The organism is Aquimarina sp. RZ0, assembly GCF_008370685.1.
Classification (GTDB): domain Bacteria; phylum Bacteroidota; class Bacteroidia; order Flavobacteriales; family Flavobacteriaceae; genus Aquimarina.
The window spans coordinates 41,976-54,113 of record NZ_VTZU01000023.1; the positions used below are offsets into that span (position 1 = coordinate 41,976).

A 12,138-nucleotide genomic window follows, 5' to 3' on the forward strand; every position below is an offset into this window, starting at 1 on the left:
GGTTAGAAATCTAAACAGGTTTGTTATACAATGTCATTATGTGACCTTATTCTTTATTCGAAAACTCTTTAATTATGAATCCAGTTTTCCAGCATTTTTTTTCCGTTTGGTGTTAATACAGATTCTGGATGAAATTGTACACCACGAACATCAAGTTCTTTATGGCGTAAAGACATGATCTGACCATTTTCATCAAAAGAAGTTGCTTCTAAGCAAGAAGGTAAATCATTGTCTTTAACTACCCAGGAATGGTATCTGCCTACTTCAAAAGTGTTATCAAGTCCTTTAAAAATAGGTTCATCAGTTACAGAAACGGTTATTCCTGTAGCAACACCGTGATAGACTTCATCCAGGTTGATCAGACTTCCCCCAAAAACTTCGCCTATTGCCTGTTGCCCCAGACATACTCCAAAAATACTCTTGGTATCTGCATAGGTTTTGATGATTTCTTTTAATAACCCCGCCTCTTCTGGAATGCCGGGACCAGGAGAAAGTAATATTTTATTAAAAGGAGCTACCTCTTCCAGACGTAACTGATCATTACGTCTTACCGTAACCTCGCAGCCTAAATCTTCTAAGTAGTGAACCAGGTTATAAACGAATGAATCGTAGTTGTCTATTACTAATACTTTTTTATTCATTATTCTTTTTTTAGTTTATATTGGCAGACTTTGATGCTTTAATTCTTGCGTTTAGAGATGATATTTATATATCAGGTATCTGTCTTACACTGATAAAGAAATATGTTTAGATCTCTTCGGCAAGTTTTAATGCTTTCGTTAAAGCTCCTAATTTATTGTAAACTTCTTGTAATTCATTTTCTTCATTGGATTCATTTACTAATCCAGCTCCGGCTTGCCAATGTAATTGATGATTTTTACTTAAAAATGTTCTGATCATTATTGCATGGTTAAAGTTTCCGTGGAAATCCATAAAACCGATAGCGCCCCCGTAGAAATCTCTATTAGTGGTTTCGTATTTTTCGATCAGTTGCATAGCCATATGCTTAGGCGCACCACTTAATGTTCCTGCAGGAAAAGTATCAGCAACTACTTGCATCGTAGTAGTATCCGAGTGTTTTTTACTTGTTACTTTACTGACAAGATGAATTACATGTGAGTAGAATTGTACCTCTCTATAATTTTCTACAGTAACATTACTCCCATTACGACTTAGATCATTACGAGCAAGATCTACCAGCATAACATGTTCTGCATTTTCTTTTTCATCTATAGATAGTTTTTTTGCTAATTCTGCATCTTGCTCATCATTACCGGTACGTTTAAAAGTTCCTGCAATTGGATGAATCTCTGCAATTTCGTCTTTTACGACTAACTGAGCTTCTGGTGAACTGCCAAAAATCTTAAAATCGCCATAATCAAAATAGAAAAGATAAGGAGAAGGGTTTATGCTTCGCAAGGCTCTATATACATTAAACTCATCACCTTTGAATTTTTGTGAAAACCTTTTTGATAAAACCAATTGAAATACATCCCCGCGCAAGCAATGTTTTTTTGCTAGAGCTACGTGAGCTTTGTATTGGTCGTCATTAAGATTAGAAGTGGTTTCATCGACAGTATTAAAACTGTAAGAAGCAAAGTTTTTTACACGAAGCAAAGACTCAATTTCATCAATATTGTTATCAGTTTCATAGCAATGTGCAAAAATATAAGCTTCATTATTAAAATTACTGATAGCTATAATATTTTGAAAAACAGTATAGTGAACATCTGGAATATGTAAGGCTTCTGCTTTTTTAGAAATATCAATATTCTCAAAATAGCGAACTGCATCATATGAAATGTAGCCAAAAAGTCCATTGTTTATAAATTTGAAATCACTTATAGATGTTTTGAAGTTCTTACCAAAATTTTCTATAACGTCAGGAATATCTGTATCTGTAGTAATTGGTGTTTCTTGCACGCTTTTATCTGGAAACGATTGATAAATAGTCTCATTTACAATTTTTATGGTTGCTATAGGATTACAACAGATATATGAAAAACTGTTTTCACTACCTCGATAATCATTGTTTTCTAACAAAAGGCTATTGGGAAATCGATCACGGATTTTTAGATAAACACTTACTGGTGTAATCGTATCGGCTAAAATTTGTTTAAAATGTGTGGTTAGTGTATAGCTCATTTTTATCGTTTTACCTATTTATGAGAAATGAAAAAGGCTTGTCGTGATTCGACAAGCCTTTATATGTTTATATAACAAAATGATGCGGGTCTATTTCACGACGTTTATGTTTTGAGAAAACCACCACCAAATATTTGTTACTATTAAATTCATTTTTATTGTTTACTGAGTCAAATATATAAATTAATTATAATTCTTAAAACAAAAATTACATTTTTAAATTTACGGCTAATTCAAACTCATCACTAATTGCTTTGTCACCTAAGTTGTCAAAGAAACTACCTGATCCATATTTGATGTCATACTTAGTTCTGTCTACGCTCAGAGTTGTTGTGGCAGAATTATCGTTGACAGCAAGGTCAAAACTGATAGGGTTAGTCTTTCCTTTAATAGTTAGCACTCCTTTGATGCTATATCCACTTTTTGCTTTTACCGCTTCTTTAATTACCAGTTTTGCACTTTTGTGATTTTTAATACCAAAGAAATCATCAGAACTAAGATGACCTTCTAGTTTTTCTTTTCCTTTTCCGGTTTCCAGATCAGTGACAGCGAGAGAAGTCATATCAACAACGAATTCTCCACCTTTTAGATTATTACCTTCAAATACAAGAAAACCACTTGAGAAAGCAAGAGTTCCTGTATGTGTACCCGTAACTTTTTTACCAGTCCAGTTGATAGAACTTTCTGAAGTTTTGATTTCTTTTTGTTGTGCAGTAATTGTCAATGTAGCTATTAATGTTAATGCTAAGATTAATGATTTAAGTTTAGTTTTCATGATTTTTTATTATTTAAGGATTATATAAATTTGATTATGTATTTATTCTCTTAGTTTATTTAGTAAGGTATTTAATTGCTGAAGTTCTCCATCAGAAAGCTTAGAAGTAATTCTTTTTTCGAAGCGATCCATCACTGGACTTACTTCTGCTAAGAAATTAGTACCATCGGGTGTAATTGTGATTTCTATTTTCCTTCTGTTTGTCTCACAAACTATTCGATTTACTAACTTTTTTTTAATGAGTTTATCTACTAATCTGGTTGTATTACTCATTTTACTTACCATTCTTTCTTGTATCGTGGATAAATTAGCGGGTTTACCGTTTTGCCCCTTTAGTATCCTCAATACATTAAATTGCTGAATAGATATATCAAAAACTCTTAATTCTGAATTTATTTTTTCTCTTATGCTTTTCTCCGTATATAGCAAATTAATAATTGCTTTTCTGGATAATGGTAGCTCTTCTTTAGTTTTTATGATTTCTTCTATTGTCATTTGTGTATACAATAATTGTATATACAAATGTATAGCTTTAGATTTCATTTAATTTATAGTAGGATATTAATTCTTTGTTAAAGTTCTAATGAGTACTATTCATTAATACTATCATTGTTTGATAAAAATAATCTATGAAATCCTAAAATTCTCTATATGAATAGTATAAACCTTGTTAATTTTCTTTTACTTACTAAAGTGTTTTAATATTTTAGTATAATGCAGAAGCATATAATATATATAGGGTTAGTGGTGTTTTTTTTTAATTGTAAAGGAGAGCAGAAAATTGCTTTGGAAGCAACCGATATCTTTTCTAGCAAAGATATGGAGATACCTGTTTATGATTTTGAGAGTTTACAACCATTACTAACAATTAATGATGGGAAAACACGGATTATTAATTTTTGGGCAACCTGGTGTAAACCTTGTGTTGCAGAATTGCCTTATTTCGAATTGATTAACAGTAGATATCCTGATGAAGAGGTAGAAGTGATATTAATTAGTCTGGATTTGCCTTCTCAGGTAAAGACTAAATTAATACCGTTCTTAGATAGGCAAAGAATAGAAAGTAAAGTAATTCTACTGGATGATCCTGATGCAGATAGTTGGATACCCAAAGTTCATAAAGATTGGTCAGGTGCCATTCCTGCAACGATCATTTATAAAGGTAATACAACCAGATTCTATGAGCAATCCTTTACCTACAATGAATTAGAAAACGAGCTTAAAAAGATATTGTAAGAAGGGATCGCCCCTGAGTTAAAAAGTATAATACGCTAAAAACGAAAACAGATGAAAACTTTAAAAATTTTAGTTGGTATTGCCTTGGTCCTTGCCGTAAGTGCGTTTGCTTTGGATAAGGTGAACGTATCAAAGACAGATTTTGGGTATGCTATAGGAGATGTTGCCACAGATTTTAGTCTTAAGAATATTGATGATTCGATGGTGTCATTAGCTGATTATAAGGATGCGAAGGGTTTTATCGTGATTTTCACGTGTAATCATTGTCCGTATTCTGTTGCTTATGAAGACAGAATTATAGAATTGGATAAAATGTATAAAACTAAAGGGTATCCGGTAATAGCAATAAACCCTAACAATCCAAAAGCGTATCCCAAAGATGATTTTGATCATATGAAAGTAAGAGCTAAAGACAAAGGATTTACGTTCCCATATTTATTTGATGATGGGCAGAAAATCTACCCACAGTATGGAGCAACCAAAACGCCTCACGTATATGTTTTGCAAAAAACAGATAAAGGTAATGTTGTAAAGTACATTGGTGCGATTGATAATAATTATAAAGATGCTGCTTCTGTAGATAAGAAATATGTAGCCGATGCGGTTAATGCACTATTAAAAGGAGAAGAAGTTCCTGTAAAAACAACCAAAGCTATAGGTTGTAGTATTAAAGCATAAATTTTAATTTATTTAAAATTGGATGCATTAATATTAACAATTCACTAAGTACCCTTATCTTTGTAAAGAGTAGTACAACAAATAAGTTCAATCTAAAAAAAATAATACTATAGTACATGGCTAATGATATCACACAAGAGGAATGGGAAGATCTTATTGTTAATGATGATAAGGCAATCATATTAGATGTAAGAACAGAGGAAGAAGTAGAAGAAGGTTTTATTCCTAATATGGTTAATATTGACATTCGTCAAGGTCAGGACTTTCTCGATGAACTTAAAAAATTAGATCCATCAAAAAATTACTATGTATATTGCAGGTCAGGAGCTAGAAGTGCGCAAGCCTGTGAATTAATGACTCAAATGGGTTTTGAGACAACATATAATCTAATAGGAGGTTTTATGAATTGGGATGGTGAAACTGCTGAGTAATGCATAATATATTTGATTGATGAGAATTAAAACAATACTAATAACAGCCTTTTTTTCTTTATTGATATGCAGCTGTAAAGATTCTAAGAATACTAATATTGCTTCAGTTCAATTAATTACTGTAGAAGAGATGGATAAGCTTCTCGAATTAGAAAAAGTGCAGCTTGTCGATGTTCGTACTCCAAAAGAATTTGCCAATGGGCATATAGATGGAGCTATAAATATTAATTTTTATGATGAAAATTTTGAAACCCTTATTTCTACGATTGATAAATCAAAACCGATAGCAGTATATTGTGGGCGGGGAGGTAGAAGTGCTAAGTGCTCGGCCTACATGGAAAAAGCAGGCTTTACTAAGATATATGACCTTGATGGAGGCCTTACAGAATGGAAATATAAAGGCAAAGAGGTAGTTAAATAGTAGTTCCCTAAAATTAATTAGTAAGAAAATAGAATTTTACAAAGGTATTCCATATCTAAGAGTATGTTTAAAAAGAATACAAATTGAAAATCAATAGTTTGAGGTTCTGAGGACACTTCAAATGATGAGTATATCGAGATATTTACATTAATTTGAAGTAACTTCACGGTTCTTAAAATATTTGTTTTCAAGAAGTAAGGTTTTTAAACATACTCTAAATACTCATTAAAAAACCTGTCAGATTTTCTTTTTTATGAAGTTTAAACTTTTTACGTAATCTGTAGCGTGCAAGTTCGACACCTCCTTTAGAAATATTCATAACCTCAGCAATTTCCTTTGTAGACATATTTAATAATAAATAGGTGCAGAGGTCTAATTCTCTTGGCGATACAGTAGGGTGTTTTTCTTTTAGACGCTTTAGAAAGTCAAAATGTACATTCTTAATGTGTTTCTCTAAATCTTTCCATCTGTTATCTGTAGTAACCTCTCTGGTAATGTTTTTTTGGAGTTTATTAAATTGAAATTTTGTATGATCATCGAGTCTGTTCTCATCTATGTCTTTTAACATATGGATAATGCCTTTTAAAACTTTATTTTTTTTGGCAACCTGAATTGAGTTATTCACGAGCTCTTTGTCTTTTGCTAAAATTTTGATTTGAAGCTTATCTCTTTTTAACTTTTCAATCTCTTTTTCCAGTTCATATTGTTCTTGCTTTATTTTAGACTCTTTTTCTAAATAGATCTTTCGTTGTTCAATAGTTTCGTAGTATTTGTTTTTTTGTATTTTATGCTTTATCCCTCTTTGGGTACTATAGAATCCGATAAGCAGCAGTAAAGCATATGAAATGTAGGCGATATAATGGCGATGCCAGGGAGGAGAAATTATAAAATCAATCGTGGCTTCCTCTGATTGCATTCCATAACTATTTCTCACTTTTACTTTCATGGTATAGATTCCTTCTCTTAGATTTGTATACTCCTTCATAGCGTTTACAGACCAATTGCTCCAGATACTATCAAAGGGATCTAGCCGGTATGAATATTCGACATTTTTTAAGTTTTCATAAGTAGGAGACGAAAATGAAAATTTTAGATGATTAGAGTCATAAGGTATTTTATATTCTCGAAGCTTTTCCTGAGGGTTTCCCTGGATAAATGTATTTTCTGAAAAAGAAAAACTTCGAATAAAAATTTTAGGATTAGTAATAATATCTGTCGAAAATTCTGAATCATAATGGGCTAAACCATCTGCCAATCCAATGAAAATATTTTTGGAATCTATGGTATTTACAGATAAATAGCCTGGGATCAGATTTTTTGATAAATTAGAGAAAGGGGCGACAACGTTTTTATATTCACCAATTTTGTTTTTCATAAATACGCTCAATGATGTATCATAGGTATACCATAAATTTCCTTGAGAATCCTCTAATAAAGAATTGATGATAGGTGTTTCTTGAAATAATGAACTCATTTTTTCATCTTTATAAAACAAGTCTTTTTCTTTTGAATATTTAAAAAAGCTGTTTTTTGATTGAAAATAAACAGTTTCTCTTATCTTTTGTAAACTATTAATGCCGTGTACATCATTGGTTATTTGAGGTATCTTTTTTATACTATTGAATTCCTTAAAATCATCAGACCAGCTCATTTGATAAATCAAGTCATCTTTTTTAAGCCATAGATGTGTATCATCTAACTCAAAAGAGTTTGAAGATTTATCAAAACCATCGATTTGATTTTTATAAACTAAACCGTGTATTGTTTTTTCAAAAATTGCAAAACCATTGTAATTTGATCCTATGATGTAATCAGGATAACCCGGTATGGATTTGAACCCAAAATATCCTTTATTATCTAAGATATTTATTGTTTTATTATTTTCAATAAGCAAAGCACCTCTGTTATTGGCACAAAGTAATTGTCCCCCAACAACCTGTATATTCCAGCATTGTGTAGCTGTACCTTTTACCAGAGTAAAAACGCGATTCTTGAAACTATCATTTTTTGGGCGACAAAAAACTCCCTGATTGGTTGCAACATACAGATAGTCCTTATGCATAACTGATCCATAAACAGCATTAATGCCCTCACTAGCCCTGAAATATGTAAACGGTGAGTTTTCGTGAACAAATGTAATCCCATTATCAAGACCTAACCAGAGATTATTCTTATTATCTATAAATGAGCTGAGTACAGTATTGTTTTGAAGTCCTTTATCAAGATCGATATGTTGGATAATGTCTCCCTGGAGATTACAAATAATTATTCCTCCCAAAACTGAATTTAATACTAATAAATCTTCATTAATTCTAACTCCGCCGAGAGAATTATTTGATAAGATAAAAGAATTAGCCTCAGTGTCCCAGGGGATCACTTTTTCATTATCATATAAAAAAAGACCTTTGTCCAGTGTAGCAAATAGTAATTTTTCGTCAGGCATTGCAAACATTTCCCACACCTCGGTTTGATTAAAAAAAGGAGTACCCTTCATTGAATGTAGCTCTCCATTTTTGTACTCCATCATTCCGGCTTTTGCATCCTGAAAATAAACCCTTTCATTGATCTGGAACGAAAATTGAAAACGATTAGGAGCTTCAAGTAATTTAATATTATTGTTTTCCTTGAATATATATGCTTTTTCAAAAGATTGAAAAATTATTTCATCTTTATTTATATGAATTTTCCAGATAAAATCTAGGGTGTCAATATCATCTTTTTGTAGAAGTTTTGTTAATGAGATATATGTTAATTCGCCATTAGTATCAGATTCAAAATACCCAAACCCTCTATAGCCTCCTACAAAAATCCTTCCTGTATTGTCATCTACTTTTACACATCTGGCAGTACTATAATCTGGGATTGTATATTTCCTCCATATGGTACCATCAAACTGTAAAAGGCCATCGCTATTAGCAAAGTATAGATTATCATTTTTATCTTGATCAATACCCCAGTTCTGAGTGCCCCCCATATAATCTACTTTCTTGTAATTCTTAATGTTGGGTAAACCAATACTTTTTACCTGTGCTGTTAGTAAAAGAGGAGATAAGATACATATTATTCGTACTATATTTTTCATAGATATGTGGCATAACGATTTTGTTTAACTAAAACAAGGAATCTGATAGGTACAAAAAATAGGTTGTCCTTACTGATTAGTGAGTGTTCGCTAATTTTTTTCACTTTCGTGGGCTGTGTTTTGCATATTGATATTGACGTTTCTTAAAATTATAAATACGGTTAAACCATATCGTTGATACTTTTTAAGCGCACAAAAGTCGAAATTTCTGACTTAAAACAAAAAAATAAGAAGAGTATAATTTAGAAATATAGATGGGAATTAAAATAATTAATTTTTCAGGAATAGTAATACTTTAATTTATATTAACATTTTAGATACATCAATATTTTTTGTTTAATAGATTGATAATTAATTTTTTACTTTTTTGTTTGATGTGTTTTTGTATAGTTTTAAACTCTAGTTTGATGTGTTTTTGTAATGACATGTAATCCCATGTTCACTAAAATAAGTTTTATAATTGCTTCAAATTAAAACACAAAACTCACGAATAACTCACTTTTTTAAAATTTAATTATGAACTCAACAAAAAAAGAATTAATGACCTCTTATATACTTTATGGGGTTTATCACTTTAAAAAGCTATTTATACAGAAACATAAAACCTTTTCTATTTTTAGTATTATAATTCTATGTTTTATTAATACTATAAATAGTCAGAATTGCTGGCTGGAGACTGAAGGGAACCAAATTGTAAGTGCAGAAACAAAACAACCAGTAATATTAAGAGCTGTAGGTTTAGGGGGTTGGGTGTTACAAGAAGGATATATGCTGAATCCACAAGGGTGTAATGGCTGTCCTGGTACACAATGGGAAATCAAACAAAAGCTTTATAGTGATGGGCAGGATTATGATCAGGTAGAAGCTTTCTATCAAAGTTGGAGAGATAATTTTATCACAAAAGCAGATATTGATTATATCGCCTCTTTGGGGTTTAATAGTGTACGATTACCTATGCATTATGAATTATTTCTTACAGGCGAACAAAGAAGGGTTAGAAATAATGTTATTAATAATAGGTATGCAGGCCACGATACCTATAAAAATGCGCTCAGAAACTGGTATGAACATGATAATCTATTTACTAGTAATAACTTAGAAGGTTTCAGGATTATTGATAACCTGATACGTTGGTGTAGAGCAAATGATATGTATATTATTCTTGATCTACATGCTGCTCCCGGTGGTCAGGGTCAGGATAAAAATATTGCTGATATCTTTCATAATCATAATTTATGGCAATTTCCGGTTTTTCAGGATGTGACCAATCGTTTGTGGCAAAAAATTTCTCAGCGATATAGTAATGAACCTACCATTGCATTTTACGATTTGATTAATGAACCTAATAGTGTTCCGGGAGGAGGACAGGTTATTCATTCTTTATTACAACGCTTATTGACAACAATCAGAAATCAGGGAGATACTCATATGATTATGATAGAAGGAAATGGGTATGGAAATAACTATGATTATTTGGAACCATTTACATTTTCGCCCAATAAAGACTTGATATATAATGCACATAGGTATAATTGGGGCATGCCTCTCTCTGAAGATTGGATTCCGGATAGCAACCCTAACCAAATAAATAAAATGATTAATCTGATTAATTTCAGAAACAATCATCAAGTCCCAGTTTGGATTGGAGAAACAGGAGAAAATCCAAATTGGTGGCTAAGACAAAATATTGTATGGTTAGAGGAACAGGAAATAGGATGGTGTCATTGGACTTATAAACGTCATGATGTAGGACAAAATGCTGCCTTAATGCGTATTGGAGGGCCGTATCTTACTGATGGAGCCTCTGCCATGTCTGAAGTTTTGGAAAGTATCAAATTTGAGAATTGTATACCTAATATCAATACTATTACTGCTGTAACTCAAGATAATCCTGCTCCAGGAACATCTGGATGTACATCAGATCCAAACCCTACTAGTGCTCCTATCGGAAAAATGATTTGGCTAAAAGGGAATAATGGGCTCTATGTGTCTTCAGAAAATGGTGACCAACCTATGAACTGTAATCGTGATATTGCCCTTACCTGGGAACACTTTAGAGTAATTGATGCAGGTAACGGAAGGATAGCTTTACAAAATAATGGAATGTTTATTTCTTCAGAAAACGGTGAAACTCCCATAAACTGTAACAGAATTAGAGTTGATGATTGGGAGGCTTTTGAATGGATTGCTACAGAAGATGGGAAAGTTGGGTTTAAAGCAAATAACGGATTATATATGTCTTCTCAAAATGGTACTACAGCAATGACCTGTGATAAAGAAGTTCTTTCAGGATGGGAAGCTTTTGAATGGGGAATTGTTACTGATACACGAGATCCGTTTGATAATTCTGATAATTTTTTAATATATCCCAATCCGGCAAAAGAAGGAAAGTTTACAATACAGGTAAAAGAACCTTCAGAGGTTCGAATATACGATTGTACAGGCAAAGTGATTTATAAAAATAGTATTTCTACTACACTAAATGTATCAGATTTTACGTCAGGAATATATTTTGTAAGAATATTGAATAAAACAAAAAAAGTAATCAAAAAACTTATAGTTGATTAATCATAAAATCTATTAATGATCTTCACTCCCCTCGAATTAATAGATTAATAAGGATACCCTGATTAGTAAACTTTTTCTATTCTTTTTTTATAGAAAAGTAAAAACTAAGCATAGCGGGTAAACACTATTTCACATTTTTTAAAACACAAACTTAACTAAATTAAACGTAACAAAATGAAGACAAAAACGAAATTACTCCAAAGTACCAGCATTCAAATTATTTATTTTCTAAAATTTAAAATCATCTAAATTCCGAATGTAATTTTTAACATAAAATCATTTTGAGTAGTAGTATTTAAACTAAAAATACTGCTTTTGTACTATAATTAAGTAGATTCTTTTTAGGCATAGCTATAACTGGGTTTTAAAAAAAAATCAAGAAGATTAGAGTGTAAAGTATAAATTTTTAAGGAAGTTAAACTACTACAGGGAAAGCCCACGGGGCATTTAAATCTCGATTATCGGGTAAAGCATTACTCAAAATGATTACATAATCATTTAATAGTCTAATAAACAGAAACCTCACTTATTATGTACATTTCTATGTATTTATCAAGGAGGAGATCGATTACACAAGTTTTTTAATTAGCGTGAATTTTGATAGAAGTGTTTGATGGTATAAAAACCTTCAAATCGAGTGATTTTTCGAAAAAAAATATAGAAAAATAGTATCGAGATTCATTTGTTTCAAAAAACTAGGTACGATATAATCTTTGGATACGTCATAGAAATCAGGTTGATGTGATTTTTTATACGAATTCAAACTGATTGGATAAAAAACTCGATAAAGAACCAGAGAAAA

Annotated in this window: 10 protein-coding genes; 5 read left to right on the forward strand and 5 right to left on the reverse strand. The window is 31.5% G+C overall.

All coding sequences use genetic code 11. The features are described from left to right. Positions 1 to 68: 68 nt before the first annotated feature. From F0000_RS10475 to F0000_RS10490, 4 genes are all read right to left on the reverse strand, one after another. Entirely contained in the window at positions 69 to 641 is a 573-nt protein-coding gene (locus tag F0000_RS10475; protein ID WP_149624676.1) for an aminodeoxychorismate/anthranilate synthase component II, read from the reverse strand. A 106-nt stretch (positions 642 to 747) separates the two neighbouring features. Continuing rightward, positions 748 to 2,145: an anthranilate synthase component I family protein gene (locus tag F0000_RS10480; RefSeq protein ID WP_149624677.1), complete on the reverse strand. Its 1,398-nt coding sequence runs from the start codon at positions 2,143 to 2,145 to the stop codon at positions 748 to 750. A 208-nt stretch (positions 2,146 to 2,353) separates the two neighbouring features. Further along, positions 2,354 to 2,920, reverse strand: coding sequence for a YceI family protein (locus tag F0000_RS10485; protein WP_149624678.1), 567 nt, complete (start codon positions 2,918 to 2,920; stop codon positions 2,354 to 2,356). A gap of 42 nt (positions 2,921 to 2,962) precedes the next feature. Then, positions 2,963 to 3,463: a MarR family winged helix-turn-helix transcriptional regulator gene (locus F0000_RS10490; RefSeq protein ID WP_368668087.1), complete on the reverse strand. Its 501-nt coding sequence runs from the start codon at positions 3,461 to 3,463 to the stop codon at positions 2,963 to 2,965. A gap of 171 nt (positions 3,464 to 3,634) precedes the next feature. On the opposite strand from F0000_RS10490, the gene F0000_RS10495 reads away from it, so the two are divergent. The 4 genes from F0000_RS10495 (at position 3,635) to F0000_RS10510 (ending at position 5,686) form a co-directional block, all read left to right on the forward strand. Then, positions 3,635 to 4,156, forward strand: a complete 522-nt coding sequence (locus F0000_RS10495; protein ID WP_149624679.1) for a TlpA family protein disulfide reductase — start codon at positions 3,635 to 3,637, stop codon at positions 4,154 to 4,156. A 51-nt stretch (positions 4,157 to 4,207) separates the two neighbouring features. Then, positions 4,208 to 4,834, forward strand: a complete 627-nt coding sequence (locus F0000_RS10500; RefSeq protein ID WP_149624680.1) for a thioredoxin family protein — start codon at positions 4,208 to 4,210, stop codon at positions 4,832 to 4,834. 116 nt (positions 4,835 to 4,950) lie between these two features. Beyond that, positions 4,951 to 5,265 carry a rhodanese-like domain-containing protein gene (locus F0000_RS10505; protein ID WP_149624681.1) on the forward strand — a complete coding sequence of 105 codons (315 nt, stop codon included), beginning with the start codon at positions 4,951 to 4,953 and terminating at the stop codon, positions 5,263 to 5,265. A 19-nt stretch (positions 5,266 to 5,284) separates the two neighbouring features. Beyond that, a complete protein-coding gene (locus F0000_RS10510; protein ID WP_149624682.1) occupies positions 5,285 to 5,686 on the forward strand; it encodes a rhodanese-like domain-containing protein in 402 nt (133 codons plus the stop codon). Positions 5,687 to 5,900: 214 nt separating this feature from the next. Here F0000_RS10510 and F0000_RS10515 read toward each other — a convergent pair whose 3' ends face one another. Further along, the gene (locus F0000_RS10515; protein WP_149624683.1) at positions 5,901 to 8,768 is read right to left on the reverse strand and encodes a triple tyrosine motif-containing protein; all 2,868 of its coding nucleotides are present in this window, start codon (positions 8,766 to 8,768) and stop codon (positions 5,901 to 5,903) included. Between the two features lie 516 nt (positions 8,769 to 9,284). Between F0000_RS10515 and F0000_RS10520 the strand changes: the two genes are divergently transcribed. Continuing rightward, the gene (locus F0000_RS10520; RefSeq protein ID WP_149624684.1) at positions 9,285 to 11,336 is read left to right on the forward strand and encodes a cellulase family glycosylhydrolase; all 2,052 of its coding nucleotides are present in this window, start codon (positions 9,285 to 9,287) and stop codon (positions 11,334 to 11,336) included. The last annotated feature ends 802 nt before the right edge of the window (positions 11,337 to 12,138 follow it).

What these genes read in the sequence shown, in the direction of transcription:
- F0000_RS10475 (WP_149624676.1), bottom strand. Translation starts at nt 641, where the DNA reads ATGAATAAAAAAGTATTAGTAATAGACAACTACGATTCATTCGTTTAT.
- F0000_RS10480 (WP_149624677.1), bottom strand. Translation starts at nt 2,145, where the DNA reads ATGAGCTATACACTAACCACACATTTTAAACAAATTTTAGCCGATACG.
- F0000_RS10485 (WP_149624678.1), bottom strand. Translation starts at nt 2,920, where the DNA reads ATGAAAACTAAACTTAAATCATTAATCTTAGCATTAACATTAATAGCT.
- F0000_RS10490 (WP_368668087.1), bottom strand. Translation starts at nt 3,463, where the DNA reads ATGAAATCTAAAGCTATACATTTGTATATACAATTATTGTATACACAA.
- F0000_RS10495 (WP_149624679.1), top strand. Translation starts at nt 3,635, where the DNA reads ATGCAGAAGCATATAATATATATAGGGTTAGTGGTGTTTTTTTTTAAT.
- F0000_RS10500 (WP_149624680.1), top strand. Translation starts at nt 4,208, where the DNA reads ATGAAAACTTTAAAAATTTTAGTTGGTATTGCCTTGGTCCTTGCCGTA.
- F0000_RS10505 (WP_149624681.1), top strand. Translation starts at nt 4,951, where the DNA reads ATGGCTAATGATATCACACAAGAGGAATGGGAAGATCTTATTGTTAAT.
- F0000_RS10510 (WP_149624682.1), top strand. Translation starts at nt 5,285, where the DNA reads ATGAGAATTAAAACAATACTAATAACAGCCTTTTTTTCTTTATTGATA.
- F0000_RS10515 (WP_149624683.1), bottom strand. Translation starts at nt 8,768, where the DNA reads ATGAAAAATATAGTACGAATAATATGTATCTTATCTCCTCTTTTACTA.
- F0000_RS10520 (WP_149624684.1), top strand. Translation starts at nt 9,285, where the DNA reads ATGAACTCAACAAAAAAAGAATTAATGACCTCTTATATACTTTATGGG.